Genomic DNA, 26,886 nt, shown 5'->3' on the forward strand with positions numbered 1-26,886 from the left:
GCTCCGGCAACGTATCAGTTGCCGGCGACCATCATGCGCTCCACCAGCACCGAGCCGGTATGCAGGTTGCCGCGATTCTCGACGTCGTTACCCACCGCGAGGATGTTGGCGAAGAGGTCCCTGAGGTTGGCTGCGATGGTGACTTCCTGCACCGGGAACTGGATTTCTCCGTTCTCCACCCAGTAACCGCCCGCACCGCGGGAGTAGTCGCCTGTAACCAGATTGACGCCCTGCCCCATCAACTCGGTGACCAGCAGGCCGCGCCCCATGCGGCGCAGCAGCGCCTTCTGGTCTTCATCGCCGTGGCTGACGAAGAGGTTATGCACGCCGCCTGCGTTCGCAGTGCTCGGCATGCCCAGCTTGCGGCCGGAATAGGTGCCAAGCACGTAGGACACCAGTTCGCCGTTCTCCACGAAAGGCTTCGCGTAGGTCGCCAGGCCATCGTTGTCGAAGGAGGCACTGCCCAGGGCGCCACGCAACAGCGGACGCTCATCGAGGGTCAGCCATTCCGGGAACAATTTCTGGCCGAGACATCCTTCGAGGAAGGACGATTTGCGGTACAGGCTGCCGCCGGAGATGGCACCGAGGAAGTGACCGAACAGCCCTACCGCGACCTCCGGAGCGAACAGCACCGGTACTTCCGCGGTTGGAACCGGACGCGCGCCCAGACGCAGCGCAGCACGCTGAGCAGCACGACGGCCAATGTTCTCCGGGCTATCGAGCAGGTCGCCACGGCGACTCACGTCGTACCAGTAATCGCGCTGCATCTGCCCCTCACCCTCGGCGATCATCACGCAGCTCAGGCTATGCCGCGAACTGGCGTAGCCGCCTATGAAGCCGTGGCTGTTGCCGTAAACGCGGCAGCCATAGTGGGTATTCAGCGTAGTGCCGTCAGCCTTGGTGACCCGCGCATCGGTGGCGAATGCTGCCGCCTCGCAGGCCAGGGCGCGCTCGACTGCCTGATCCGGGTTCAGGTCCCAGGGATGATAGAGGTCCAGATCCGGCAGATCGCGGGCCATCAACGCCGGATCAGCCAGCCCGGCGCATTCGTCCTCGGATGCATGCTTGGCGATGGCAAGGGCCGCCGCCACGGTTTCCCGGATGGCTGCCTCGCCGGTCGCCGACGTGCTCGCCGAGCCCTTGCGCTGGCCGACGTACAGGGTGATTCCAAAGCCCTGATCACGGTTGAATTCGACGGTCTCCACCTCGCCCTGGCGCACGCTGGTGGACAGCCCCTGCTCAAGCGACACCGCCACTTCGCAGCCGCTGGCGCCCTGACGCTTCGCTTCGGCGACTATCCGCTCGACCTGCTCGCGCAGTTCCGGAAGCGCTTCCGGGCCGACTGCCTTGGCCTGTTCACTCATTGCGCAACACTCCTGTTCTGTCCCGCGACCGGCTGCTTCGGCGCCGGCAGACCGCGGGCGGGCCGGACAATCGGCCCTCGACTGGTTATCATGGCGGCGTTTTCCACTGGACCACCGCCATGGCTGATTATCAAGACGACGACTCGCTGTTCGGAGAGAAGAGCAAGACGCAAGTAAAACGCGAGATGCACGCCCTGCAGGACCTCGGCGAGCGCCTGACCGCGCTCAAGCCCGACATGCTCGACCGCCTGCCGCTCACCGAACCGCTGCGCCGCGCGCTCGACGAGGCACCCAAGCACAAGGCCCACGCCGCCGCCAAACGCCACCGGCAGTTCATCGGCAAGCTGATGCGCGACCAGGACCTCGAAGCCATAGTCGCGCTGCTCGACCAGCTGGACAGCTCGACCCGCCAGTACAACGAGCGCTTCCACGCCCTCGAACGCTGGCGCGACCGCCTGATCGAAGGCGGCGACGAAGCCCTCTCGACATTCTTCGCCGAGTATCCGGACAGCGATCGCCAGCACTTGCTGCAGCTGATCCGCCACGCCCAGCACGAAGCGGCTCATAACAAACCGCCAGCCGCAGCGCGGAAGATCTTCAAGTACATCCGCGAACTCGACGAGCTCAAACGCGGCCTGCGATAAGCCTGAGCACACCGGCGCCTCAGGCGCCGGTCCCGCCTACGGTAATGCCGTCGATCTTCAGGGTCGGCTGGCCGACACCCACCGGTACCGACTGGCCGTCCTTGCCGCAGGTACCCACACCGCTGTCCAGGGCCATGTCGTTGCCCACCATGGACACCCGGCTCATCACTTCCGGACCGTTGCCGATCAGGGTCGCGCCCTTCACCGGACGGGTGATCTTGCCGTTCTCGATCAGGTAGGCCTCGCTGGTGGCGAAGACGAACTTGCCGCTGGTGATATCCACCTGGCCACCGCCGAGGTTGGCGCAGTAGATGCCCCTCTCCACGCTGGCAATGATTTCGTCCGGCTCGCTCTGGCCGGCCAACATGTAGGTGTTGGTCATGCGCGGCATCGGCAGGTGCGCATAGGACTCGCGGCGGCCGTTGCCGGTGCGCGCCACACCCATCAGGCGGGCATTGAGCTTGTCCTGCATGTAGCCCTTGAGGATGCCGTTCTCGATCAGCACGTTGTACTGGGTGGGAGTGCCTTCGTCATCCACCGACAGCGAGCCGCGACGTCCAGCCAGGGTGCCATCGTCGACGATGGTGCACAGGCTCGACGCAACCTTCTCGCCGATGCGCCCGCTATAGGCCGAACTGCCCTTGCGGTTGAAGTCGCCTTCCAGGCCGTGGCCGACCGCTTCGTGCAGCAGCACGCCTGACCAGCCGGCGCCCATCACCACCGGCAAGGTGCCGGCCGGTGCAGGTACCGCCTCGAGGTTGACCAGGGCTTGGCGCAGCGCCTCGCGGGCGTAGGACATGGCGCGGTCTTCCTGGAGGAAGTAGCGGTAGTCGGTACGCCCGCCGCCGCCGTGGCCACCGCGTTCGCGACGGCCGTTCTGCTCGACGATGACGCTGACGTTGAAGCGCACCAGCGGGCGGATATCCGCTGCCAGCGAACCATCAGCCGCGGCGACGAGGATCTGCTCCCAGACACCGGCCAGGCTCACGGTGACCTGCTGGATGCGCGGGTCGAGCGCGCGGGTGGCGGCATCGATCTTCTGCAGCAGCTCGACCTTCTCGGCGCGGCTGAGTACGTCCAGCGGGTTGTCGCCGGCATACAGGCGCGGCGGCACCGTGGCGCGGAACGCCTGCACCTTGCCGTTCTGCCCGGCGCGGGAAATCGAACGCGCGGCACGCGCCGCCTCGCCCAGGGCCTGGGCGTTGATGGCATTGCTGTAGGCGAAGCCCGTTTTCTCTCCGGACTGTGCACGCACGCCAACGCCCTGGTCCATATGGAAGCTGCCTTCCTTGACGATGCCGTCTTCGAGCATCCAGGACTCGGAAACCTGGCTCTGGAAGTACAGGTCGGCGGCGTCGATACCCGGGCCGCTCAGCTCGTGCAGGATCGGTTGCAGACCGTCGATATCCAGTCCGCCCGGGGCCAGCAGCTGCTGGCTCACCGATGACAACAACTCGCTCATAGTCACTCCGTAGGCGCCGGACCGGGTTCGGCCGGCGGATAGAATCTGCGATGGCGGACCACCGGCATGCGCTGCCGGACCGCCGCTTGTTCTTCACTGTCGCGCTCGGCCAGCAGCACCGCTTCGCCCTTGGCCTGTTCGGCGAGGATGCGTCCCCAGGGGTCGACGATGGCCGACTGGCCCCAGGTTTCGCGACCGCGTGGATGGCTACCGCCCTGCCCCGCAGCCAGCACGTAGCATTGGGTTTCGATGGCGCGGGCGCGGATGAGTATTTCCCAGTGTGCCTGGCCCGTTACCGCGGTGAACGCCGAAGGCGTGCTGATGAGCTCGGCGCCCGCTTCACGCAGTCGCGTATAGAGCTCGGGGAAGCGCAGGTCGTAGCAGACCGTCAGGCCGAGGCGCCCCACTGGCGTATCGGCAACTACCACACGGTCGCCGAAGGCGTAGTCGTCGGACTCGCGATAGCGGCCACGCGCATCGGCCACGTCCACATCGAACAGGTGCAGCTTGTCGTAGCGCGCCACCCTTTCGCCGCGTTCGTCGAACAGCAACGAGCACGCGTTGGCCTTCTCCTGCGGCCGATCTTCAGGCGGCAACGGTATGGTCCCGCCGACTATCCACAAGCTGAGGTCGCGGGCAGTGCTTTTCAACCAGGGCAGGATCGGGCCTTCGCCGAGTGCCTCGGCACGCCCGAGGTCGGCCAGGTCGCGGCGGCCCATGGCGGCGAAATTTTCCGGCAGCACGGCGAGGCGGGCGCCCCCTTCGGCAGCCTGTTCGAGCAAGCGACGGGCGGCGGCGAGGTTGGCCAGGACATCGTCCTGGCTGACCATCTGGATCACGGCGATGGACATGCGGTTCTCCGACAACGGATGGCGTTCATCCTAACCGATGGGCCCCGGCTCTGCTCGTCAGGGTTTCTTGAGCGGCTTGCGGAAACTGATGTTGGGGTTCTGCCACGGCCCCATGACGCTGTATTCCACGCTGGCGAAACGCGAGACCTTGTCGCCCAGCAGCTTGTCGACCACGAAGAGCGCACCGCCCACCGCCGGGGCGCCGACGATCAGCGCGGCCAGCGGCAGGTTGTTGGTCAGCGGCAGGGTCACCAGCAGCTTGGCGTCGATCTGGTCGTGGGCCATGTCGAGGGTGCCGTTCATCTCGATGTTGCTCGACGGGCCGCTGAGCTTGATCGGCTCGCGGGTCAGGTAGACACCATCGGTGGCGCTCAGCACGCCCTTCACCTGGTCGTAGCTCAGGCCCTTGCCGAACAGGTCGGAGAAGTCCAGGCGCAAGCGGCGGTTGATCGCATTGAAGTTGAGCAGACCGAACACCCGCAACGCGTTGGCCCCGCCCTCGACATCGACGAACTGGCCCTTGCGCATGTCCGCATCCATTCGCCCACCGAAGCGACGCAGGCTGATGTAGGCCGGGGAGCCCGGCCAGCCGCCATCGATGTCCAGGCGGAAGCGCTCGCTGGTGGCGGTGGGCGCGAAGTCCCAGGCCTTGAGCACATCGGCCAGGTTCTTGCCGTCCAGCCCACCCTTGAAGCTGCTGCGCGTACTGCCGGGCAGGCCTTCCCAGCGCAGGGTGCCGCGCACCTTCAGGCCGCGCATGTCGAGATCGACATTGTTGAACGTGGTGCCGCTGGGCGTCGGCCGCACGTTGAAGTTCCACGCACCTATCGCCTTGCCGCCCTGGGACAATTGGGCAATGGCCACATCCATGGCCGGCAGGCTGCGCGGATCGACCTTGTCCAGCGGGTCCTGGGCCACCGTCGGCGCGGCCGCCAGGTCGCTGGTGGGGTTCTTCGGCAGGTCCAGCCGCTGCAGGCGAATCTGGATCGGCCGGCTGCCGCCCTGCGGGATCTGCACCTGGCCGTCCAGCACGCTGCTTTTGAGCCCGAGATTCCAGGCGCCGTCGCTGCGCGCGAGGGTTACGCCAAGGTTGTCCATGCTGCCGCCGAACCCGTGGAAGCTGCCGATCTGCAGGTTCGCGCCGGACACCAGGCCCGCAGCGCCCTGGGCCTGCGTGTTGGCGTACTGCTTGGCGAAGGCAATCCAGGCATCGGCGTCCAGGCTGTCCAGCTTGCCGCGCACCTGCAGGCCGGGCGTGTTGGGCAGCACAGCTGGATCGCCGCCCAGAAGGAGCATGCCGCGCCCCGCTAGCGGCTGCTCGGGCGCCGCCGCATATGCCAGGCTGGCATTGCTGCCGTAAGTCGCCCAGTAGCGCCGCTCGGGGCCGTCCAGGGTCATGCGCCATTGGCTCTGGCGTGCTTCGTCGACGGCCTTGCCCAGCGGCGCCGGGAGGTCGATGGCCAGGCCCTTGAGGTCGGAATCGACCTGCAGTTGGCTGTCCTTGCCGGCGATCAGCAGGTCGAGCTTGAACGGAATGCGTCCGGAGAGCGGCAGCGCCTGCTTCACGCCGCCCCAGTCGAGCAGGTTCTTCAGCGGCACCTGGCCGTTGGCCAGGATGCGGCTGCGCGGCGCACCGGGCGCGCCTTCGGCGCGAATGCTCGCGGCGATCCGCGAACCGAGGGCCTGGGCGCTGATCTTCTGCCCGCTCAGGCCGCTCGCGGTGTCGTAGCGGAAGTCGCCCTTGAGCTGGCTCAGCTCCAGGACGGGCTTGGCGATCTTCAGCCGCGCCTTGTCGGTGGAGAAGTCGACCACCACCTGCGACTTCGTGGCCTGAGCCTTGGCCAGCGGAATGTCGAGCTTGAGGTGGCCCTGCAGCGGCCCCTCGCCTTCCCAGCCAGCGAAGGTCTGCTGCACGCCGATGGGCGATTCCTGGAGGATCTTCAGGCCGTCGCCGAGGCTGCTGTCGACATCGCCATCGACATACAGGCGGCTGACTTCGCCCGCCGGCACATGGGGAATATCCACAGCCACATCGCGCACCTGGCTCTGCAGGATGCGCCCGGATTGCGCACGGATGCGCACGCCACTGTCCTCGACGAACACTTCGCCCTCGGCCTGGCTCAGCACCGGCCAGCCGGGCTGATAGTCCAGCTCGCCATCATGCACCTTGAAGTACAGGCTCATGGCATGGTCTTCCGGTGCCGCGCCCTTCTTCAGCGAACCCTGCCACTGGAAGTAGCCCTGCTCGACGCGGCCGCCCTTGATGGCGGTGGTCAGCCAGTGCGCCAGGTCCTTGCTCATCTCCGGCAGCACGGTGGGCAGGAACAGCGGGGTGTAGCGACCGTCACCCTCGCTCATGCCGACGCGCAGGTCCATGTAGCTTTCCTGCTCGTGGTCATGCATCAGGCGGATCAGCATGTCGCCGCCCAGGCGCCCGTAGTCGCTCTCCACCTTCATCAGGTGGCTGCCGAGGGTGAATGCCTGGTCGTCCCAGCGCCAGAACAGCCGTGCGTTGGCGGTGCGGAAGCGCCAGGGCTCGGGGAACAGGGTCGCCAGGTGCAGGGTGAAGTCCTGGGCATTGGCGTCCAGCTGGCCGCCGCCGAGGTTGCCGCTGAAGGTGCCGTCGACGTTGGCCACCGCCGGCACTTCGTGGAACGCGGCGACGCCGACTTTTTCGAGGTTGAAGGCGTAACCCAGGCGCTCCGGGCCCTGGCGCTGCGGCCAGTAATCGAAATTGAGGTTGTGCAGGACGCCCTTGGGCTGCAGCCCACGCAGCCACTCCACGGCCTTGTCCGGCATCGGCGCCAGGCTTTCCACCACCGGCAGCAGCGGGCCGAGATCAAGACGATCGGCGCGAAGTTGCCAGTGCTCTTCGCCCTTGCGTTGCAGCGCGAGGTCCATTTCCACCTCGCCCCAGCGCTGGCCGCCGAGGTTGCCCGCCAGGTTGCTGACGCGCAGGCGCAGGTCATCGCCCTCGCGCTGGAAATACAGCCCGACGCCCAGGTCGGCGACCTTCACCGGCTCGCGCCCATCGAACGACGCCTGTATCTGCGGCGCATTGAGTCGGGCCACGGCGGCGTTCGCCTGGCCTTTCTCGACCCGCGCCCAGAACTCGCCGCCGGCTTCGAGCTGGTGGATACGCCATTGCCGGGTCAGGCTGGGCGGCAGCCATTTCGCCCAGTCGCTCTGCGGCAGGCTCAGGTAGAAGTCGGCGGAGCTGCGCTGCCAGTCGCCGCGATCGACGTGTGCATCCACGCGCCAGGCCACTGGCTGGCCATCGGGCAGCGTCACGCGGCCGTCCAGGCGCTGGCCGAAGACGCCGCTGTGCAGGGTCAGTCCCAGGTAGGTCAGGCTCAACGATGGGCCGCCGTGGGGCAGCAGGGTCAGCTGGCTGTCCAGCAGTGTGAGGCGGCGCGGAGTCAGCAGCAGGTCGATCAGCTGGCGCGGGTCGGTCGCGCCCGAACGCTGCGGCAGCCCCTCGACCGACCAGTGGCCGTCCTCGCCTTCGCGGAAGCTCAGTTGCAGGCCCTGCAGTTCCAGGCTGTCGATTCGTGGCTGGCGCGCCAGCACACTGGCGATGAGGTCCGGGGTCAGGCGCACGTGCTCCAGGCGCAGCGCGTCACTGCCAACGCCGACCTGGATGTCGTGTACCGTGATGACCGGACCGAAGCCCTGCCAACTGCCCTCCAGCGCACCGATCTCGACCGGCATGCCGAGCCGCGCGCTGACCTGCTCGACCAGGTCATTGCGGTATTCGCCGAGCAATGGCGCAAGTTGGCGCCCGAGGCTGACGTAGAGGGCAAGCAGGACCAGCACCAGGGCGCAGAGCCCCAGCAGCAGACGCAACAGGCGCGCGAAGTAGCGGCCGAAGCGCTCCATCTCAGGCGCGCGCTTCAGAGCAGGACGACATCATATTGTTCCTGCGAGTACATGGGCTCGACCTGGAACTTGATGGTGCGGCCGATGAACATCTCGAGATCGGCGACGTTGCCCGACTCTTCGTCGAGCAGCCGGTCGACCACCTTCTGGTTGGCCAGCACCACGTAGGAATCGGCCTGGTAGGCACGCGCCTCGCGGAGGATCTCGCGGAATATCTCGTAGCAGATGGTCTCGGCGGTCTTCAGCATGCCGCGCCCCTGGCAGCTCGGGCAGGGCTCGCAGAGCACCTGCACCAGGCTTTCGCGGGTGCGCTTGCGGGTCATCTGCACCAGGCCCAGCTCGGTGATGCCGATGATGTTGGTCTTCGCATGGTCTCGCTCGAGCTGCTTCTCCAGGGTCCGCAGGACCTGGCGGCGGTGCTCCTCGTCTTCCATGTCGATGAAGTCGATGATGATGATCCCGCCGAGGTTGCGCAGGCGCAGCTGGCGAGCGATGGCGGTGGCCGCCTCGAGGTTGGTCTTGAAGATGGTCTCTTCGAGGTTGCGGTGGCCGACGAACGCGCCGGTGTTGACGTCGATCGTGGTCATCGCCTCGGTCGGGTCGATGATCAGGTAGCCGCCGGACTTGAGCAGGACCTTGCGCTCCAGGGCCTTCTGCACCTCGTCCTCGACCCCATAGAGATCGAAGATCGGCCGCTCGCCGGGGTAGTGCTCCAGGCGATCGGCGATTTCCGGCATGAGTTCGTCGACGAACTGCGTGATTTTCTGGAAGTTCTCCCGCGAATCGACGCGGATCTTCTCGATGCGAGGATTGACCAGGTCGCGCAGGGTGCGCAGGGCCAGGGAGAGGTCTTCGTAGATCATGGTCGGCGCACCGACCGTCTGCATCTGTACGTCGATCTGAGTCCAAAGTCGGCGAAGATAGCGGATATCGGCAAGGATCTCGTCTTCACCGGCGCCCTCGGCGGCCGTGCGCAGAATGAAACCGCCCTGCTCGACTATGCCTTCGGCCTCGACGCACTTGGCCACCACCTGCTTGAGGCGCTCGCGCTCCTGCTCGTCCTCGATCTTCAGCGAAATGCCAACGTGGCTGGTGCGCGGCATGTATACGAGGTAGCGCGACGGGATCGACAGGTGCGTGGTCAGGCGCGCGCCCTTGGTGCCGATCGGGTCCTTGGTGACCTGCACGACCAGGCTCTGGCCCTCGTGGACCAGGGCGCTGATGCTCTCTACCGCGCTGCCTTCGCGGTTGGAGATCTCCGCGGCGTGGATGAAGGCCGCACGCTCCAGGCCGATGTCGACGAAGGCTGCCTGCATGCCCGGCAACACGCGGACCACCTTGCCCTTGTAGATGTTGCCGACGATCCCGCGGCGCAGGGTGCGCTCGACATGGACTTCCTGAAGGACACCGTTTTCCACCACCGCCACGCGCGATTCCATCGGCGTGATATTGATCAGGATCTCTTCGCTCATGCGCCCTTCCTTATCGCGCCCGGATCGCTAGCGCTACTTCGTGTTCAAGACTGCCAGCAAGGGATTGCGAAGTCCGCCAACAGTTCCGCTGTTTCACACAATGGCAGGCCCACCACCGCGCTGTAGCTGCCTTCCACGCGCTTGACGAAGATAGCCGCCAAACCCTGGATAGCGTAGCCGCCCGCCTTGTCGTGGGGCTCGCCGGTATCCCAGTAGGCCTCCGCTTCGGCTTCGCTGATCGCACGGAAGGATACGTCGCTGCTGACCACCCGGACCTCGCAACGGTCGCGGTCGACCACCGCCACCGCGGTCAGCACCTGGTGCTCGCGACCGGACAGCGCCTGCAGCATGGCCAGGGCGTCTTCGCGATCCTTCGGCTTGCCGAGGATGCGACCATCGAGCACCACGGCGGTATCAGCGCCCAGCACACAGACGTCGGGGCGCAGGGCAAGCATAGTCAGTCCGGCCTGCGCCTTGCAGCGCGCCAGACGCTCGACATAGGCCGCCGGGGCCTCGTCGGGCAGCGGCGTTTCGTCGACATTGCCGGAAACCAGGTTGAAGGACAGCCCAATCTGCGTCAGCAACTCGCGCCGGCGCGGCGAACTGGAGGCCAGGTAAAGCTGAGGCATCAGCGACTCCCAAGGAGAAACCCTCGTCGCGCGCCCCTGCGGGCGGCGGCGAAGCAGGTATTAATAGACTTTCAGGCGCTGGCCGAGGCCCTTGAGCACCATTACCACCCAGGGCCAGAGCAGGCCGCTGACCAGCGCCGGGAGGAGGAAGGCCAGGGTCGGCGGACGGTTGCCGGTCAGCGCGTTGAGCCACAACTGGACCAACTGCGCCAGGCCGTAGACGACCATCAGCACCAGGCATTGCTGCCACACCGGGAACAGGCGCAGGCGCTGGTAGAGGGCCAGCACCAGGAAGATGATCAGGCTGAGGATCAGTGCGTTCTGTCCGAGCAGACTGCCATACAGCACGTCTTCGGCCAGCCCGCAGACCCAGGCGGTGAGCAGGCCGACACGTTGCGGCACCATCAGCACCCAGAAGGTCAGGAACATCGCCAGCCACAGCGGCCGGCCGATCTCCATGAAGCCGGGCATGGGCGCGACCGACAGCAGCAGCGCCAGTGCCAGGCTGAACCAGATGAACCAGCTGTTGCGCGGTCCCAGGGCGGGCATCAGTGACTATTCCTTTGCTCGGTTTGACCCGCGGGCGTGCCATGCCCGGCGGTAGTGCTTGCAGGCGGTTTGCCGGCCGCGGCGCCTTGCGGATGGCCGGCCTCATGGCTGGTCGGCGCAGCATTCGGCGCGACCGGTACAGCCGGTGCAGCCGGTGCAGCCGGGGTGCCGGTAGCGGGGGCTGCGGCCGGCGTTGCAGGCTGGCCACCCTCGGCGGCCTTGCGATCAGCCTCGGCCTGGGCTTCGGCGGCGTCGTTGGCGCGCTGCTCCGGGGTACGGCTGTCGCTGAACACCAGCAGTACGTAGCGGCTGCGGTTCATCTTCGCGGTCGGCACGGCGCGGATCACTGCAAACGGCTGGCCGGAGTCGTGGATCACTTCCTTGACCACCGCCACCGGATAGCCGGCCGGGAAGCGCTGGCCGAGGCCGGAGCTGACCAGCAGGTCGCCTTCCTTGATGTCGGCGGTATCGGCGACGTAGCGCAATTCCAGGCGCTCCGGGTTGCCGGTGCCGACGGCGATGGCGCGCAGGCCGTTACGGTTGACCTGTACCGGAATGCTGTGGGTGGTGTCGGTGAGCAGCAGGACGCGAGCGGTGTAAGGCATGACCTCGACCACCTGGCCCATCAGGCCGCTGGCGTCGAGCACCGGTTGGCCCTGGAACACGCCGTCCTTCGCACCCTTGTCGATGAGGATGCGCTGGGTGAAGGGGTTGGGATCGACGCCGATCAGCTCGCTGACCAGGACCTTGTCGTCGACCAGCGCGGCGGAGTTCAGCAGTTCGCGCAGGCGCACGTTCTGTTCGGTGAGGGCGGCCAGCTTCTGCAGTCGGCGCTGCATCAGCAGGGATTCCGCCTTCAGCCGCTCGTTCTCGGCCAGCAGCGTGCTGCGGCTGGTGAATTGGTCGCGCACGCCTTCCCAGGCACGCACCGGCAGGTCCGCGACACCGTAGAAGGGGGCCAGCACCAGGCCCATCTGGCTGCGCAGCGGCTTGAGGTAGTCGAAACGCGCATCGACCACCATCAGGCTCACCGAGAGAACAGCGAGCACCAGCAGGCGCACGCCCAGCGAGGGGCCCTTGGAGAATAGCGGTTTGATAACCGGCTCCTAGCTGTCTAGGGGCGGTCGCAGCTTCGTTGCGAGCGACGAAACCTCAACCGCCACTAATGACTCTCCACTCACTCGGTGGAGAGCAGGTCCATGGAGTGACGATCCATCATTTCCAGCGCCTTGCCGCCGCCACGGGCCACGCAGGTCAGCGGGTCTTCGGCGACGATCACCGGCAGGCCGGTTTCCTGGGCCAGCAGTTTGTCCAGGTCGCGCAACAGGGCGCCACCACCGGTCAGCACCAGACCGCGCTCGGCGATGTCCGAGGCCAGTTCCGGCGGCGATTGCTCCAGGGCGCTCTTGACCGCCTGGACGATGGTCGCCAGGGATTCCTGCAGGGCTTCCAGAACTTCGTTGGAGTTCAGGGTGAAGCTGCGCGGGACGCCTTCGGCCAGGTTGCGGCCACGGACGTCGACTTCGCGGACTTCGCCACCGGCGAAGGCGGTGCCGATTTCCTGCTTGATGCGCTCGGCGGTGGATTCGCCGATCAGGCTGCCGTAGTTGCGGCGCACGTAGGTGACGATGGCTTCGTCGAAGCGGTCGCCGCCAACGCGTACGGATTCGGCATAGACCACGCCGTTCAGCGAGATCAGGGCGATCTCGGTGGTACCGCCGCCGATGTCGACGACCATGGAACCACGGGCTTCTTCCACCGGCAGGCCGGCACCGATGGCAGCGGCCATCGGCTCTTCGATCAGGTACACCTCGCGGGCACCGGCGCCGAGGGCCGATTCACGGATGGCGCGGCGTTCCACCTGGGTGGACTTGCACGGCACGCAGATCAGCACGCGCGGGCTGGGCTGCAGGAAGCTGTTCTCGTGCACCTTGTTGATGAAGTACTGCAGCATCTTCTCGCAGACGCTGAAGTCAGCGATCACGCCGTCTTTCATCGGACGAATGGCGGAGATGTTGCCGGGGGTACGACCGAGCATGCGCTTGGCCTCGGTACCGACGGCGACGACGCTCTTCTGATTGCCATGGTTGCGGATCGCGACGACCGACGGCTCATTGAGGACGATGCCGCGCTCACGCACATAAATAAGGGTATTGGCCGTACCCAGGTCGATCGACAGATCGCTGGAGAACATGCCACGCAGTTTTTTGAACATGGAAAGGAAACCCTGGGGCGATGCGTGGGTGAAAAATACGCAGGAAAAAAGTGCGGCAAACTCTAACAACGACGGGGATTTTGGGCAAGGCGGCAATATGGTAGATTGCTGGGCTTTCGCGGCCCCTAGTGGCCCCGTCCCTGCGGCCCTATGACCGCCCGCTGCGGGTTCCGTTCCCGCGCCCCGTTCCGTCGGCCACGCGTCCATCGGTCGCTGGCCGCTCTAGCCTGGAGACCCCCGATGGCGCTTGAACGCTCCGATGTGGAGAAAATCGCCCACCTGGCCCGCCTGGGCCTGGAAGAAGCCGAAATCCAACGGACCACCGAGACCCTGAACGACATTCTCGGCCTGGTCGACCAGATGCAGGCCGTGAACACCGACGGCGTCGAGCCGCTGGCCCACCCGCTGGAAGCCACCCAGCGCCTGCGCGCCGACCAGGTGACCGAAGAGAACCACCGCGAGGCCTACCAGGCCATCGCTCCGGCCGTCGAAGCCGGTCTCTACCTGGTTCCGAAAGTGATCGAGTGATAAGGAAGGACACGGACCCATGCTGCACCAACTGACCCTCGCCGAAGTCGCCCGCGGCCTCGCCGACAAACAGTTCTCCGCCGAAGAGCTGACCCGTGCCCTGCTGAGCCGCATCGAGCAACTCGATCCGCAGCTGAACAGCTTCATCAGCGTCACCGCCGACGCCGCCGTCGCCCAGGCCCAGGCTGCCGACCAACGGCGCGCCGCTGGCGAAAATGGCGCCCTGCTCGGCGCGCCCATCGCCCACAAGGACCTGTTCTGCACGAAAGGCGTGCGCACCAGCTGCGGCTCGAAGATTCTCGATAACTTTGTCTCGCCCTACGACGCCACCGTGGTCGAACGCCTGGCCAGTGCCGGCGCCGTCACCCTCGGCAAGCTGAACATGGACGAGTTCGCCATGGGCTCGGCCAACGAATCCAGCCACTACGGCCCGGTGAAGAACCCCTGGGACCTGACCCGCGTACCGGGCGGCTCATCCGGCGGCTCCGCCGCAGCTGTAGCGGCGCGCCTGATTCCGGCTGCCACCGGTACCGACACCGGCGGTTCGATCCGCCAGCCGGCGGCGCTGACCAACCTCACCGGGATCAAGCCGACCTACGGCCGCGTCTCGCGCTGGGGCATGATCGCCTACGCCTCCAGCCTCGACCAGGCCGGCCCGCTGGCCCGCACCGCCGAAGACTGCGCGCTGATGCTTGGCGCCATGGCCGGTTTCGATCCGAAGGACTCCACCTGCGTCGACCAGCCGGTCGATGACTACCTGGCTGCGCTGAACCAGCCGCTGGCCGGCTTGCGCATCGGCCTGCCGAAGGAATACTTCGGCGCCGGCCTGGACGCGCGCATCGGCACAGCCGTAATGGCCGTGGTCGAGCAGCTCAAGCAGCTCGGCGCCGCGGTCAAGGAAATCTCCCTGCCGAACATGCAGCACGCGATCCCGGCGTACTACGTGATCGCCCCGGCCGAAGCCAGCTCCAACCTGTCGCGCTTCGACGGCGTGCGCTACGGCTACCGCTGCGAGAACCCGAAAGACCTGCAGGACCTGTACAAGCGCTCGCGCGCCGAAGGCTTCGGCGCCGAAGTGAAGCGCCGCATCATGGTCGGCACCTACGCCCTGTCCGCCGGCTACTACGACGCCTACTACCTGAAGGCCCAGCGTATCCGCCGGCTGATCAAGAACGACTTCATGAGCGCCTTCGGCGAAGTCGACGTCATCCTCGGCCCGACCACGCCGAACCCGGCCTGGAAACTCGGCACCAAGAACGACGACCCGGTCGCCCAGTACCTGGAAGACATCTACACCATCACCGCCAACCTCGCCGGCCTGCCGGGGCTGTCGATGCCCGCGGGCTTCGTCGACGGCCTGCCGGTCGGCGTGCAGCTGCTCGCCCCGTATTTCCAGGAAGGCCGCCTGCTCAACGTCGCGCACCAGTACCAACAGGTCAGCGACTGGCACAAACAGGCACCGGCCGGATTCTGAGGAAGGATTACGACATGCAATGGGAAACCGTGATCGGGCTGGAAATCCACGCACAGCTCGCCACCCAATCGAAGATCTTCTCCGGCAGCGCCACCACCTTCGGCGCCGAGCCGAACACCCAGGCCAGTCTGATCGACCTGGCGATGCCCGGCACCCTGCCGGTGCTCAACGCCGAGGCCGTGCGCATGGCCTGCCAGTTCGGCCTGGCGATCAACGCCGAGATCGCCGAGCGTAACGTCTTCGCCCGGAAGAACTACTTCTACCCGGACCTGCCCAAGGGCTACCAGACCAGCCAGATGGACCACCCCATCGTCGGCAAGGGCCACCTGGACATCACCCTGGAAGACGGCACCGTCAAGCGCGTCGGCATCACCCGCGCACACCTGGAAGAGGACGCCGGCAAGAGCCTGCACGAAGACTTCCACGGCATGAGCGGCATCGACCTGAACCGCGCCGGTACCCCGCTGCTGGAAATCGTTTCCGAGCCGGATATCCGTTCCGCCAAGGAAGCGGTGGCCTACGTGAAGGCCATCCACGCGCTGGTCCGCTACCTGGGCATCTGCGACGGCAACATGGCCGAAGGCTCGCTGCGCTGCGACTGCAACGTCTCCGTGCGCCCGAAGGGCCAGGCCGAGTTCGGCACCCGTGCCGAGATCAAGAACGTCAACTCCTTCCGCTTCATCGAGAAGGCGATCAACCACGAAGTGCAGCGCCAGATCGAGCTGATCGAGGACGGCGGCAAGGTCGTGCAGGAAACCCGCCTGTACGACCCGAACAAGGACGAAACACGCTCCATGCGCAGCAAGGAAGAGGCGAACGACTACCGCTACTTCCCCTGCCCGGACCTGCTGCCGGTGGTGATCGAGCGCAGCTTCCTGGAAGACCTGCGCGCCAAGCTGCCGGAGCTGCCCGACCAGAAGCGCGAGCGCTTCGAGAGCCAGTACGGGCTGTCCGCCTACGACGCCAGCGTGCTGTCCGCCAGCCGCGAGATGGCCGACTACTTCGAGCAGGTGCAGGGCATCTGCGGCGATGCCAAGCTGGCGGCCAACTGGGTGATGGGCGAGCTCTCCAGCCTGCTCAACAAGGACGGCCTGGAGATCGAGCAGTCGCCGGTTTCGGCCCAGCACCTGGGCGAGATGATCCTGCGTCTGAAGGACGGCACCATCAACGGCAAGGCCGCGAAGACCGTCTTCGCCGCCATGGCCGAAGGTGAAGGTTCGCCGGACGAGATCATCAAGGCCAAGGACCTGGTACAGAACACCGACAGCGGCGCCGTCGAGAAACTTCTCGACGACGTTCTGGCCGCCAACGCGGAGCAGGTCGAGCAATACCGCGCCAGCGACGAAGCCAAACGCGGCAAGATGTTCGGCTTCTTCGTCGGCCAGGCCATGAAGGCCGCCAAGGGCAAGGCCAACCCTGCCCAAGTGAACGAACTGCTGAAGAAGAAGCTCGAAAGCTGAGCCCACACTTCAATCTGACGCCGGGCTTGCCCGGCGTTTTTTCGTCCGGAGGTCCGATGCTGCGCTCCCTCGCCCTCATCGCTTGCCTGGCCCTGCTGGCCGGTTGCGCCAGCTCGTCCTATGACAGCGAGTCGGCCCACGGCTACCACGCCGAGGGCACGGCGTCCTATTACGGCCGCGCGCACCACGGCAAGAAGACCGCCAGCGGCGAGCGCTTCGACCAGCACGCGCTGACCGCCGCGCACCGCACCCTGCCCTTCGGCACCCGCCTGAAGGTCACCAACCTCGACAACGGCCGCAGCGTGGTGGTGCGGGTCAACGACCGTGGACCGTTCAGCCGTTCGCGGATCATCGACCTGTCGCGCGGCGCCGCCGAACGTCTCGACATGTTGCGCGCCGGCACCGCGCCGGTACGCCTGGAAGCACTCGACTAGGAGCACTCATGAGCGACAACCGAATCCCCGGCGAGCAGGTCCGCCGCGAAGTGATGGGCGACGCCTTCGTCGACCGCGCGCTGAACAACGCCACCGACTTCACCCAGCCGCTGCAGGAGTTCGTCAACGAACACGCCTGGGGCGGCGTCTGGAACCGCGAAGGCCTGCCGCGCAAGACCCGCAGCCTGATCACCCTGGCCGCGCTCACCGCGCTGAAATGCCCGCAAGAGCTGAAGGGCCACGTGCGCGGCGCGCTGAACAATGGCTGCACGGTGGAAGAGATTCGCGAGGCGCTGCTGCACTGCGCGGTCTATGCCGGTGTCCCGGCGGCCATCGACGCCTTCCGCGCGGCGCAGGAAGTGATCGAGGCGTGGCAGGCGGATCAGAAGGCCTGACACCCGCTCGCCCCCCCTGTAGGGGCGGACTTTGTCCGCGATTCGCGGGCATGGCCCGCTCCTACAGGATGAAATCGGTGCGGGGATGTTCGCGGATAAGATCCGCTCCTACGATGAGCCCCTGGTGGGCTATCAGGGATAACTGAACCGCTTCACCAGCGTCAGCTCCCCCGGCTGGCGCATCGGCACCAGGAAGCTTTCCTGTTTCTCGTTCGGCGTGCCCTCCTCCGTGACAATCGTCACCCGCGCCGTGGTCAACGGTTGCGCCGCTTCCACATCACCGCTTTCGCTGTCCGCGCTATAGCCGCCGCCGAAGTAGTTCACGTAGACCAGGTACTGGCCCTTGAGCGGGGTCGGCGTGGCGATGATTTCCGGGCCGTAGCCGGTGGTCACGTCGACGTCCTGGGTGGCGCCGTTGGGCAGGCTGCGATTGCCGTACCAGACGTGGCCGCCGTCGGGTGTCACCAGGTGCAGGTCGAGGTCGGTGTTGTCGCTGTCCCAGGACAGCAGCACGCGCAGCTTGGCCGGCACCTCGCCGCCTCCGCCGCCGTGGAAGAACTGCACGCGCTTACGCTGCTGGCCGTCCGGGCTGATGACTTCGAGGCTGTTGCTGCCGGCCGGGAAGGCATAGGGCCGATCGAAACCACCGTCTTCGCCGATCTTCAGCGGCATGGCCACGCCGTTGACCACCAGGGTCGCCGGCTTGTCCTTGGGCGCGTTGGCGATCTCGCCCTTGATCCGCGCGGTCATCGACTGGTCGGCCGGGGTGTTCACCGAGGATGCCGGGTAGTTCACCGTCTGCCGGAAGCTGGCGCCTTCGCCATTGCCGGCACGCCAGCCGCCGACCGGGGTGTCCAGGCGGATGCCGGCGTCGGCCGCCAGGGCCAGGCCGGGCAGCACGAACAGGGAAAGGAGCAGGTACGCACGCGGTTTCATGGCGATCATTCCAGTAGCAGGCGGCGGGCGAGGTTTTCGACGAAGCCTTCGTCCTGGCCGCTGGGGTGCGCCTGGAAGGCCAGGTGCAGGTATTCGTGGGTGAGGTCGAGGCGGTCCTGCAGCGAGTACAGGCCGCGCACGTAGATGCGTTGGCGCTCGCGGTCGACGTACGGACGGCCGGACGACAGCTGGCACACGGCGAAGCGCTGCAATTCCTCGTAGCCAGGTTCCGTTTCCAGCTGGGGACGCCATTCGCGGCGCTGCTTGCGCAGCCAATCCTCTGCCGCCGGCAGCGGTTGGCAGGCCGCCAGCGGGTTGCCCCAGGCGCTCAGGCTGGCGCGCGGGAAGGCGCGGGCGAGGATGGCGTCGAAGCGCAAGCCATTGGCCGCCTGGGCCTGCGCGTCCTGCCAGGAGAGCCGCGACGGGCCAGCCAGCTCGGAGTGATAGGTGACCGGGCTTCCAGCCAGCACCAGGCCGTCGGTGAAGGCGGCTACGGCGCGCATCTCAGTGGTGGCCGGGCGCGGCGCCACGCGCTGACGCTGGCTGCTGTCGTCGATACTCAGGCATTCACCCTGCTGCGCGGCGTTCTGCAGCAGGTAGCTGCGGATGGTCACGGCCAAGGCGCGCGATGCCTCGATGGGCGTTGCCGAAGCCTCGCGCTGCAGCACGCGGGCGACGTACTCCTCGCGATCCAACCGCGCCACCAGTTGCGGCGTGCCATTGCGTTGCAGGAAGAGTTCGCCGGCGCTGTGGATATCCAGGTCGTTGCCGTTGGCGAAGCTCACCCGGTAGTCGCCATTCAGCGCCCCGGCCGGGGCCGGACGCTTCTGCGCATCGACCACATCGCGCAGCGGATAGCGGCTGAACAGCGCCACTTCCACACAGCGCCCCGGCTCGCTCGGCCAGGGCGTCGGCAAGACCGTGCCGAGCACTTCGGAATACTGCGCCAGCAGCGTCTTGCTGGTGCCCGGGCCGCCAGCCCAGATCGGCGTGCCGTCCACCAGCCAGCCGGCGAAGCCGCCGCGGCGGGATAATGGGTCGTGGTCGTCGAGCCAGCTCCAGGTCTTCACCCGCAGGCGTCCGCCAAGGCTTGCCACGGCGCGGCCCTCATCGGCGCCGACCACCACGTCGAGCAGCACACGACGCGCCTCAGCCTGCGCCGGCAGGTGCGCCAGCGCATCGAGCAACTCGTGCACCGGCACTTCGGTCTGCGGTTGCAGCTTGCCCAGGTCGAGCAGCCACTCCGGCGCCTGCCGCGCCAGCCAGTACTGGCGCCAGCTCGCCGCATCGAGGCCAATGCGCGCCGGCTGGTAGTAGAGGCCGCAGGACTTCACCAATGCCTGCTCGCGGCCGATGCTCTGCCCGGCCGTGCAGCAATACACCTCTTCGCGGGATTGGCCCTTGCAGGCGTAGTCCGGCTCGCGCTGACCGGTGTCCACCAGCCAGGCGAAGACGAACAGCTTCCACAGGCTGCCCAGCGGCGTGCGCAGGTCGGCCGGCAGCGGCTCGCGGGCGAGCACCTGCTGGCGGTCGAAGCGCAGCAGCTGGTCGCCCTGCGCGGTACGCAGGGCCAACTGTGCGGGCGGCTGCGCTGCTGCTGCCCAGAGCGGCAGCAGGAACAGCAGCCAGGCCAGGCGCCTAGGCATTCACTGCACCTTCACCTTGGCCAGCGCCGGCTGTTGCTCCAGGGCCTGCTCGGACGGCGCGTAGAGGCGCACGTAGCGGACCGGCGGCAGGGCGAACTCGCCCTTCTGCGAGAAGCGCACCAGGTGGCGGAAGCGCAGCTCGCCGGCGAGGCTATCCACCGGAATGCCGTAGTGCAGCTCGCCCGGCTCGTTGCGCGCGCGCTCCAGGCTGGTCGCCTCGGTACCGCCCAGGCCACTGATCTGGATGCCCCAGGTGGTGCGCTCGACGTCGGCGCCCGGCGGCAGCGGCACTTCCAACATGCCGTAGCGCAGCGCGTTGGCCTGCTCGGTCTTCACCGTCACTTCGTCGAGGTACAACTCGTCGCTGGAGATCGGCTTGTCGCCCAGTTCCTCGACCTTGAAGTTGAACGCTTTGTCGCCCGGCACCAGGCGCAACAGGCGGCGGCTGATGCTGACCGGCAGCTGGCTGGCCGGCGCCTCGGCGCTGCGGTAGCTGAGCGAGGCGGCGACATTGCGCGCCGGTGCGGATTCCAGGGTCAATTCGGCAGGCACGCCCTGGCCCTGCCACAGCCAATAACGCTCGCCGCTGGGGCCTTGCTGCTCGGCCCAGTCCTTGCCCAGCTTGAGTGGCGCAGCGGCCGGAGCCTGGACCAGGGCCCGTTGCAGCCAGGTCAGTGCCAGGGCGCGTTCGAGGGTGGACTGTTGCGGCCCAAGGCGCGTCAGCAACGCGCGGGCGCGGCTCGCATCGGGCGCGGTGAGCGAAAGCTGAACCGCCTGGGCGAAGGGCTGATCGCTCTGGCCGAGGGTTTGCCGTGCGCCATCCAGCTGCTTGGCGAAGGCATCCGGCAGCACAACCTTGGCGTCCTTCGCCAGGCCTGCAGCCAGTACGCGCGCAACGGCCAGGCCGAGGCGCGAATCCGGTTCAGCCATCACCAGGCTGACTTCGGCGTCGGCCGGCAATTTCGCGTCCTCGCCCTCGCCGGCCTTGGCCAGGTCGTCGAGCAGGCCGCCGACCAGCGTCTCCACCGGCAGTTGCATGTCGCGGGCGAAACCGAGGATCAGCGCGCGCTGCAACAACGGAGTCTGATCGGCCAGCTTGGCGTAGAGCTCGAGCACGCGCTGCCAGTGCTCCGGCGGCAGGCTGATCTCCAGCGCGCGGCTGGCGTACCAGTCGGCGTAGTAGGCATAGGCGGTGAGGAAGGCGTCGCCGTCCGCGCCATCGCCCCACCAGGTGAAGTAGGCGTTGGGGCCGGCCATCTGCACCAGGCGCAGGCGGCTGTTCTGCATGATCAGGCGCAGGCGGTCGCGCACGCGCGGCTCGCCGCCGGACAGCAGCGGATAGGCCACGCTCAGCGGCAACAGGCGGCTAGCGGTCTGCTCGACGCAGCCGTAGGGATAGGCCAGCAGGTCGTCGAGGCTGCCGCGGAACAACGCAGCGGCGCTGTCATCGAGGCGCAGGCGGATATCGCGGGCGTCGGCCGGCAACTGCAGCGCGGTGTTCTGCCCGGCCAGTTGCAGGGGCTTGGCCTGCAGCACCTGCCAACCATCGGCGTTCAAGGCGAAGCGCACGCCCAGGCTGTCGCGGACCTGGCCGTCCTGGCGCAACTCGGCGCTCCACTCGCCATCGCTCAGGGCCTGGGCCGGCAGGCGCACGTAGTTGACGCCCTTGGCCAGGTCGAGTGTCTGGGTCTGCTCCTGACCGGCGTAACGCACCAGCAGGTCGGCCTTCACCGGCTGCTCGCCCTGGTTGAAGACGAACAGGCCGAGGTCCGGCTTGTCGCCGGCGCGGAAGCGCGTCGGGCCGCTCCATTTCAGGTACAGCGGTTTCTCCGAGCGGATGAACTGCTTCTTCTGTCCGACCTGGCCGTTGCCATCCATGGCCCGCGCGGTGATGCGCCAGCGGGTCAGCGAGTCGGGCATGCGGAAGCTGAAGTGCGCCTTGCCCTGGGCGTCGGTGGTGAGCTTCGGTTCCCAGGCGGCGGTGTCGACATCCTCGCGGCGCGGACGTTCCAGCACCTTCACTCCACGCTCGCTGCGATTAGTGCGGCCCGGCGCGCTGGCGCTGCCCGGCAGGGCCACGTCATAGCTGATGAACGCCAGGCTGGCGCTGGTGCGCACGTTGTTGCGCCGCGGGTGGTAGAAGAACTGGTCGATGCCCGGGGCGATTTCCGGCTGCAGGGCGTAGATCATCTCGTCGACCACGCCGACCGCGAGCTGGCTGGACACCGGCTTGCCGGCGTAGGTGGTGGTCAGGTCGACGTTGACGGTGTCGCCCGGCTCGTAGCGTTCCTTGTCGGTGGCGATGGCGATCTGCACCTGCGGCACCGTCACCTTGATCCCGGCGTTCTGGAAGCTGTAGTCGCCGCCCTTGGTGTAGAGCACCGAGAAGGTCAGGTTCGGCGAGAAGTCCGGCTTCACCGGGATGTGCGCGCGGAACTGGGTAGCGTTGAGCTTCTCCAGCTTGAGCCAGTCGGCGCCCTTGGACAGCAGCGCGGTGGCCTCGACCTTGTCGCGTTCCAGCGAGAGCAGCGCGTCGTCCACCGGCTCGGGGAAGGTGATCAGCGCCAGCGCTTCCTCGCCCGCCTGGTACTCGGGCTTGTCGAGGATGATCTCGACCGTCCCCGGCACCGCCTTCACGCCCTCCCCGCTTACCGAGTGGCCGGTGCCGCCGAGCAGTTGGCCCTGGGCGTCGCGCAGTTCGATGCTGTAGGTGCCGGGCTTGTCGAAGGCGATGCTGAACTTGCCATCGCCGGCATCGCCGTCACCCGTGGTGCGGTCCTCCAGGCGCACCCAGCGGAAGCTCTTGGGCTTCAGCTCGGTAGGCTGTTCGGCGGCATAGCTGAACTCGACCTTGTCGCCCACCGCGCTGAAGCGCTGCGGCGCGCCCAGGCTGTAGCGGGCGGCACCGCGCTCGATGAGGATTTCCTTGCTGGTCTTCACCCGGTAGGCCGCGCCGTCGCTGGCGAACACCGTCAGCAGGTAACGGCTGGGCTTGTCCGCCGCCGGCAACTCGACCGCTGCGCGGCCCTGGGCGTCGGTGCTCAGCTCGGCGCTCTTCAGCTCCACCGGGAACTGGCCGAGGTACTGCAGCTCGTTGTCCACCATCGACAGTTGCTGCGCGCGCAGGCTCAGTTGCACCTTCGCATTGGCCACTGGCTTGCCGTCCGGGTAGAGCAGGATGAGGTTGCCCTTCACAGCTTCGCCGGTCTTGAAGTCGGGCTTGGCGAGGTCGAGGGAAATCTCGAAGTGCGGCTTGATGTATTCGGCGACGCGGAAGGCGCTGCTGTAGGTCTGCCCGCGATAGTCGAAGCGCAGCTCGTAGCCGCCGGCCACCGCGTTGTCCGGCAGCTGGAAGCGGCCCTGGGTGCCGGCCTTCGGGTCGAGCTGCAGGTCGAGGGTCTGCAGCGTGGTGCCGGCGGCGTCGATCACGCTCAGCTTCACCGGCGCGGCTTGCGGCGCGGCGGAATCGCGGGCGCTCTTGAACTCGCGGCCGAGGATCTTCAGCGACACCCAGTCGCCGGGACGGTACAGCGGGCGGTCGGTGAAGGCGTAGAGCTTGGTGTCGTAGATTTCGCTGTCGTAATAGAAGTTTTCGGCGACGAAGACTCCACCTTCCTTGTCCTCGCCAATCACGAAGGAACGCTCGGGGCTGGCGTGCTGCAGGCGGATCAGGCCGTCGGTGTCGGTCTTGCCGCTGCTCATCACGCCGAGGCCGTCGGTCCACAGCACCTGGGTGTCCGGCACCGGCGTGCCTTCATGCTTGCGCGCCGACCAGACCAACAGTTCGTTGCCGGCGATCTTGCTCACCGCGACCGTGTTGGAGACGAACACCACGGTGGTCGCGCGATATTTGCCGACCATAGCCTCGACCAGGTACAGCCCCGGCTTGAGCTTGCCCAGCGGGATATAGACGTTGCCCGGCGAGACCGTGATGAACTCGCTGGAAGAGCCGGCCAGCTTGACGTCCTTCGGCGGCTCGATGGGCTTGGCGTCCCACAGCGGATAGCGGAACTGCGCAACCATCGGCAGCCCCGGGATGGGCGCGTACTGCGGCTGCGCGTCGTAGGGCGTCGGCGCTTTCATGGCGTTGCCCATTTTCAGCTCAGGCACCACGTCGGTGACCTGTTTACGCGACTCGTAGGAGAACGCGCGCTGCATCACCCGCCGCGACTTGCGGTACCAGTTGTCCCACAGGTAGGCCAGGGTGTTGGACAGGCCCTCGCCCTTGAACTGCCCTTCGGACAGCACGCGGTGCAGGTTCTTCTGGCGCTTGAGGAAGTCCAGCGGCTGGTCGATGCGGTAGACGCGGATGTCTGCCCCGCCGTAGCCCTCCATGCGGTAGCGGCGGGAGTCGCGGCCCGGTGCCTCCAGGCGCACCTTCGCCACTTCGTCGGTGGCGAAGCTGCTGTCGGCGAGCAGGAAGAACGACTCCCCGCTCATCGGCGTGTAGTTGCTCGCCGGCACCTCGTCATCGGCCCGCAGCGTCTGCGGCGCGCCCAGCAGCAGGCCGCCCAGGGCCAGACTGGCGGCCAACGCAAGCAGCTTCATCGGGCGAGGAAGGACAAGCGGTACACGCCGACGAAGTTGGGATTGGCGGGATCGGGTATCCATCGGGTGTCCTTCCAAGTCATGAGTTGTTGCAGGCTGACCGAGCGCATGCCGTTGTCGGTGGGGGTGCTGCTGCCGGTGTGGTAGGCGATGTAGCGGCCCATCCAGATCATCAGGTGCTGGTCGTCACCCTGGTCGAAGAAAATCAGGTCGCCGGGCCGCGCCTGGTTGAGGTCGCGGCCGACGAAGGTGCTGTTGAACTGGATCAGCTTGATCGCGTTGACGTAGGGGCCGACCTGCCCGCCGCCCTGCTGCCAGCGCTGCGCCAGGGCGCGCTGTTCGTCGCTCAGCGCCGGCTCCGGGGGGAGGTAGCGGTTGTCCAGGCCGTTGGCGCGCAGCCACTTGGCGTCATGCGGCTTGAGCGCCTCGTTGGCGGCGAAACGCACCAGGCCGGCGCAGTCCTGCTGGTGCCAGCGCGGCGTCGGCCCCTGGCGCAGCTGCTCCTCGGCGATACGCACGAACCAGGCGCGGAACACCTGCGATTGTTCGGGATCGAGCGTCGCCGTGGAGGCCTGGGCTGCTTGCGCGGCCCACAGTCCCAAGGCGAGCAGTAATGCGCGTGGCTTCACAGCGCGCGCCACTGCAGCGGCAGCCATTGCCAGGGGTGTTCGGCGCGGCTGCCGACCGGCAGGCCGAGGGCATAGCCGCCGAAACCGGCGAAGGTCTTCAGGCGCGGCAGGAGCAGGCTGTCGGCGGCGTTGCGGAACACCGGCTCCATGTCCTGCGGCAGGCTGTCGAGGGTTTCCTGCTGCAGCAGCGCGGACAGCGACTGCGGCGCCAGGTAGGCCGGCACCAGCGCGTCCTTGGGCAGCACGTCGGCCAGCGGCGGGAAGCGCTTGGCGAGGGTGCCCATGCCCTTGTCCAGCAGGCGGTCGTCGAGGGAGAACAGCAAAGTGCTGCCCTGCCGCGCCATACCGACGCGGAAGAAGGCGCCGCCACCGACGGCGTCCGGGTTCTCCGCCTGGTTGGCCGGGTACTGGCCGAAGCGCGAACTGACCTGGCGCAGCCACTTGCGGGTGTCGCCGCTGTTCTCTTCCTCGACCGGGAAACTACCGCCCTCGGCATTGGCCTCGTAGGCGCCGACCAGGCTGCCGAACAGCTTGCCGAGGTCGGCGTCGAGCTCAGGACTTGGCGGCGCGCTGAAGGTCGCCACCAGCAGCGGCGTGTACAGCCGCGAATCGGCGTACCAGCACAACCCGGCGGCGCCGGAGAGGTGCCCGGAGAAGGCTTCGGCCATCTTCCGATCGGCACCCAGGCGCACCAGCAGCTTGTCGTACAGGCCCGGCGTGACCGGCAGCGCCACGCAGGCGCTGGCGCCCATCGGCATGGCCTTCCACACGGAGCTGAAGTCGAGGTCCGGCTGGCCTTCGACGGGGTTCAGCGCGAGGTAGCTGCTCCAGCCCTTGGCGTCCTTGTCGAAACGCACGCCGGCGAACGCCGGGATGAATTTCTGGTAGCCCATGGCCAGGGCACCCGCCCCCAGGCTGACACGCTGGCTCAGCTCGCCGCGCGGGCCGAGGCCGAAGGCGCCCGGCAGGACGTCGTCGCCCGCCAGCAGGGTGGCCAGTTGGCTGGCGAACATCTTGTCAGGCTCGCCGAGGTCGTCGTCCTTGGCCTGGGTGAAGAGCATGTGCGGGTTCGACAACAGCACCAGGTAGTCGCCACGGGAAGCGAAGAGCATGAATTTCTGCGCGTTGTAGCGCAGGCGATAGAGCCCGGTGCTGCTACTGCCGACCTTGAGATCGCCGACCTTGCGCAACTGGCTGTCGTCGGTGGCGATGTGCGCCAGCGGCTCCAGCAGCTTGGCCAGGCCGCCGCGCTTCATCACCACCAGGAAGTCGCTCAGGCGGCCATCGGCGCCGCGCCACAGGGCTACCTGGGCGGGCTGGTCGAGCAGTTCCTCGATCAGGCTGTCCTGCAGCGTCAGGTCGTGCTCGTAGACGATGCGCCGCAGGCTGCCGGCCAGCCCCAGGCGGTCGGCGTTGTTCTCGTAGTAGAAGACGAAGTCCTCGGTCAGGGTGTCGCGCAACAGCGGCACCTGCAGCAGTTCGCCGGGCAGGCGACTGAGGGAAACGCTCTCGATCAGGGCGTCCGGGTGCAACAGGTCGCGCTCGCGGGCATTGGCCAGCGGCGGCTGCAGCGGCTGTACCACGCCCGGCTGCGGCGCCAGGATGACGTAGCGCAGCAGCAGGCCGCCGAGGATCAGCATGACCACCACCAGGCCGAAGAGGATCAGCGGCCAGCGCGGTACGCCAGGCGCGGCGTTGGCTTGGGGGGTGGTAGGGCTGGAGGGGGTGTTGTCGCTCATGCTCGCTCGATCCCGTTTCATCCCTGGCAGGG

The 26,886-nt window shown here is 67.1% G+C and carries 19 protein-coding genes and 1 pseudogene; 6 read left to right on the forward strand and 14 right to left on the reverse strand.

The features are described from left to right. Nucleotides 1-14: 14 nt before the first annotated feature. Nucleotides 15-1,364: a metalloprotease PmbA gene (pmbA, locus tag PKB_RS22520; RefSeq protein WP_043254677.1), complete on the reverse strand. Its 1,350-nt coding sequence runs from the start codon at nucleotides 1,362-1,364 to the stop codon at nucleotides 15-17. A 119-nt stretch (nucleotides 1,365-1,483) separates the two neighbouring features. On the opposite strand from pmbA, the gene yjgA reads away from it, so the two are divergent. Then, the gene (gene yjgA / locus PKB_RS22525; RefSeq protein ID WP_043254679.1) at nucleotides 1,484-2,008 is read left to right on the forward strand and encodes a ribosome biogenesis factor YjgA; all 525 of its coding nucleotides are present in this window, start codon (nucleotides 1,484-1,486) and stop codon (nucleotides 2,006-2,008) included. Between the two features lie 19 nt (nucleotides 2,009-2,027). Here the strand turns inward: yjgA and tldD are convergent, their stop codons facing one another. The 8 genes from tldD to mreB all read right to left on the reverse strand — a co-directional run bounded on the left by tldD (nucleotide 2,028) and on the right by mreB (nucleotide 13,065). Next, a complete protein-coding gene (tldD, locus tag PKB_RS22530; RefSeq protein ID WP_043254680.1) occupies nucleotides 2,028-3,470 on the reverse strand; it encodes a metalloprotease TldD in 1,443 nt (480 codons plus the stop codon). Nucleotides 3,471-3,472: 2 nt separating this feature from the next. Then, the gene (locus PKB_RS22535; protein ID WP_043254681.1) at nucleotides 3,473-4,321 is read right to left on the reverse strand and encodes a carbon-nitrogen hydrolase family protein; all 849 of its coding nucleotides are present in this window, start codon (nucleotides 4,319-4,321) and stop codon (nucleotides 3,473-3,475) included. Between the two features lie 57 nt (nucleotides 4,322-4,378). Continuing rightward, nucleotides 4,379-8,200, reverse strand: coding sequence for a YhdP family protein (locus tag PKB_RS22540; RefSeq protein ID WP_043254682.1), 3,822 nt, complete (start codon nucleotides 8,198-8,200; stop codon nucleotides 4,379-4,381). A gap of 14 nt (nucleotides 8,201-8,214) precedes the next feature. Then, nucleotides 8,215-9,672 carry a ribonuclease G gene (gene rng / locus PKB_RS22545; RefSeq protein ID WP_043254684.1) on the reverse strand — a complete coding sequence of 486 codons (1,458 nt, stop codon included), beginning with the start codon at nucleotides 9,670-9,672 and terminating at the stop codon, nucleotides 8,215-8,217. Nucleotides 9,673-9,716: 44 nt separating this feature from the next. Next, complete coding sequence (locus PKB_RS22550; RefSeq protein ID WP_043254686.1) at nucleotides 9,717-10,301, reverse strand: Maf family protein; 585 nt, start codon at nucleotides 10,299-10,301, stop codon at nucleotides 9,717-9,719. 60 nt (nucleotides 10,302-10,361) lie between these two features. Continuing rightward, entirely contained in the window at nucleotides 10,362-10,850 is a 489-nt protein-coding gene (mreD, locus tag PKB_RS22555; protein ID WP_043254688.1) for a rod shape-determining protein MreD, read from the reverse strand. Then, nucleotides 10,850-11,947 carry a rod shape-determining protein MreC gene (gene mreC, locus PKB_RS22560; RefSeq protein ID WP_084166703.1) on the reverse strand — a complete coding sequence of 366 codons (1,098 nt, stop codon included), beginning with the start codon at nucleotides 11,945-11,947 and terminating at the stop codon, nucleotides 10,850-10,852. Before mreC ends, mreD begins: the two co-directional genes overlap by 1 nt. Before the next feature lie 80 nt (nucleotides 11,948-12,027). After that, a complete protein-coding gene (mreB, locus tag PKB_RS22565) occupies nucleotides 12,028-13,065 on the reverse strand; it encodes a rod shape-determining protein MreB (RefSeq protein WP_043254689.1) in 1,038 nt (345 codons plus the stop codon). Between the two features lie 240 nt (nucleotides 13,066-13,305). Between mreB and gatC the strand changes: the two genes are divergently transcribed. From gatC to PKB_RS22590, 5 genes are read left to right on the forward strand one after another with little or no spacing between them, the layout of a single operon-like run. Next, the gene (gene gatC, locus PKB_RS22570) at nucleotides 13,306-13,593 is read left to right on the forward strand and encodes an Asp-tRNA(Asn)/Glu-tRNA(Gln) amidotransferase subunit GatC (RefSeq protein WP_043254691.1); all 288 of its coding nucleotides are present in this window, start codon (nucleotides 13,306-13,308) and stop codon (nucleotides 13,591-13,593) included. Between the two features lie 19 nt (nucleotides 13,594-13,612). Further along, the gene (gene gatA, locus PKB_RS22575; RefSeq protein ID WP_156958066.1) at nucleotides 13,613-15,067 is read left to right on the forward strand and encodes an Asp-tRNA(Asn)/Glu-tRNA(Gln) amidotransferase subunit GatA; all 1,455 of its coding nucleotides are present in this window, start codon (nucleotides 13,613-13,615) and stop codon (nucleotides 15,065-15,067) included. A 14-nt stretch (nucleotides 15,068-15,081) separates the two neighbouring features. Beyond that, nucleotides 15,082-16,527 carry an Asp-tRNA(Asn)/Glu-tRNA(Gln) amidotransferase subunit GatB gene (gatB, locus tag PKB_RS22580; RefSeq protein ID WP_043254693.1) on the forward strand — a complete coding sequence of 482 codons (1,446 nt, stop codon included), beginning with the start codon at nucleotides 15,082-15,084 and terminating at the stop codon, nucleotides 16,525-16,527. 56 nt (nucleotides 16,528-16,583) lie between these two features. Beyond that, entirely contained in the window at nucleotides 16,584-16,961 is a 378-nt protein-coding gene (locus tag PKB_RS22585; protein ID WP_043254696.1) for a septal ring lytic transglycosylase RlpA family protein, read from the forward strand. An 8-nt stretch (nucleotides 16,962-16,969) separates the two neighbouring features. Next, nucleotides 16,970-17,356 (forward strand): carboxymuconolactone decarboxylase family protein, encoded by a 387-nt coding sequence (locus PKB_RS22590; RefSeq protein WP_043254697.1) that lies wholly within the window; start codon nucleotides 16,970-16,972, stop codon nucleotides 17,354-17,356. Nucleotides 17,357-17,488: 132 nt separating this feature from the next. Here the strand turns inward: PKB_RS22590 and PKB_RS22595 are convergent. From PKB_RS22595 to PKB_RS22615, 5 genes and pseudogenes are all read right to left on the reverse strand, one after another. Further along, a pseudogene (locus PKB_RS22595) lies at nucleotides 17,489-18,282 on the reverse strand (YfaP family protein). Between the two features lie 15 nt (nucleotides 18,283-18,297). Continuing rightward, complete coding sequence (locus PKB_RS22600) at nucleotides 18,298-19,938, reverse strand: DUF2300 domain-containing protein (RefSeq protein WP_043254702.1); 1,641 nt, start codon at nucleotides 19,936-19,938, stop codon at nucleotides 18,298-18,300. After that, nucleotides 19,939-24,486, reverse strand: coding sequence for an alpha-2-macroglobulin family protein (locus tag PKB_RS22605; protein ID WP_043254704.1), 4,548 nt, complete (start codon nucleotides 24,484-24,486; stop codon nucleotides 19,939-19,941). Beyond that, nucleotides 24,483-25,142, reverse strand: a complete 660-nt coding sequence (locus PKB_RS22610) for a DUF1175 domain-containing protein (RefSeq protein ID WP_052355362.1) — start codon at nucleotides 25,140-25,142, stop codon at nucleotides 24,483-24,485. Before PKB_RS22610 ends, PKB_RS22605 begins: the two co-directional genes overlap by 4 nt. Next, entirely contained in the window at nucleotides 25,112-26,854 is a 1,743-nt protein-coding gene (locus PKB_RS22615) for a DUF2138 domain-containing protein (protein WP_043254706.1), read from the reverse strand. Before PKB_RS22615 ends, PKB_RS22610 begins: the two co-directional genes overlap by 31 nt. Nucleotides 26,855-26,886: the final 32 nt, after the last annotated feature.

Origin of the sequence: Pseudomonas knackmussii B13 (genome assembly GCF_000689415.1) — a bacterium.
Taxonomy (GTDB): domain Bacteria; phylum Pseudomonadota; class Gammaproteobacteria; order Pseudomonadales; family Pseudomonadaceae; genus Pseudomonas; species Pseudomonas knackmussii.

Excerpts from the sequence above, each read along its gene's own strand:
- PKB_RS22610 (WP_052355362.1), bottom strand. The coding sequence starts at position 25,142 with ATGGCTGCCGCTGCAGTGGCGCGCGCTGTGAAGCCACGCGCATTACTG.
- PKB_RS22540 (WP_043254682.1), bottom strand. The coding sequence starts at position 8,200 with ATGGAGCGCTTCGGCCGCTACTTCGCGCGCCTGTTGCGTCTGCTGCTG.
- PKB_RS22590 (WP_043254697.1), top strand. The coding sequence starts at position 16,970 with ATGAGCGACAACCGAATCCCCGGCGAGCAGGTCCGCCGCGAAGTGATG.
- mreD (WP_043254688.1), bottom strand. The coding sequence starts at position 10,850 with ATGCCCGCCCTGGGACCGCGCAACAGCTGGTTCATCTGGTTCAGCCTG.
- mreB (WP_043254689.1), bottom strand. The coding sequence starts at position 13,065 with ATGTTCAAAAAACTGCGTGGCATGTTCTCCAGCGATCTGTCGATCGAC.
- PKB_RS22600 (WP_043254702.1), bottom strand. The coding sequence starts at position 19,938 with ATGCCTAGGCGCCTGGCCTGGCTGCTGTTCCTGCTGCCGCTCTGGGCA.
- yjgA (WP_043254679.1), top strand. The coding sequence starts at position 1,484 with ATGGCTGATTATCAAGACGACGACTCGCTGTTCGGAGAGAAGAGCAAG.
- rng (WP_043254684.1), bottom strand. The coding sequence starts at position 9,672 with ATGAGCGAAGAGATCCTGATCAATATCACGCCGATGGAATCGCGCGTG.
- PKB_RS22550 (WP_043254686.1), bottom strand. The coding sequence starts at position 10,301 with ATGCCTCAGCTTTACCTGGCCTCCAGTTCGCCGCGCCGGCGCGAGTTG.
- PKB_RS22535 (WP_043254681.1), bottom strand. The coding sequence starts at position 4,321 with ATGTCCATCGCCGTGATCCAGATGGTCAGCCAGGACGATGTCCTGGCC.
- gatB (WP_043254693.1), top strand. The coding sequence starts at position 15,082 with ATGCAATGGGAAACCGTGATCGGGCTGGAAATCCACGCACAGCTCGCC.
- tldD (WP_043254680.1), bottom strand. The coding sequence starts at position 3,470 with ATGAGCGAGTTGTTGTCATCGGTGAGCCAGCAGCTGCTGGCCCCGGGC.
- PKB_RS22615 (WP_043254706.1), bottom strand. The coding sequence starts at position 26,854 with ATGAGCGACAACACCCCCTCCAGCCCTACCACCCCCCAAGCCAACGCC.
- PKB_RS22605 (WP_043254704.1), bottom strand. The coding sequence starts at position 24,486 with ATGAAGCTGCTTGCGTTGGCCGCCAGTCTGGCCCTGGGCGGCCTGCTG.
- gatC (WP_043254691.1), top strand. The coding sequence starts at position 13,306 with ATGGCGCTTGAACGCTCCGATGTGGAGAAAATCGCCCACCTGGCCCGC.
- pmbA (WP_043254677.1), bottom strand. The coding sequence starts at position 1,364 with ATGAGTGAACAGGCCAAGGCAGTCGGCCCGGAAGCGCTTCCGGAACTG.
- gatA (WP_156958066.1), top strand. The coding sequence starts at position 13,613 with ATGCTGCACCAACTGACCCTCGCCGAAGTCGCCCGCGGCCTCGCCGAC.
- PKB_RS22585 (WP_043254696.1), top strand. The coding sequence starts at position 16,584 with ATGCTGCGCTCCCTCGCCCTCATCGCTTGCCTGGCCCTGCTGGCCGGT.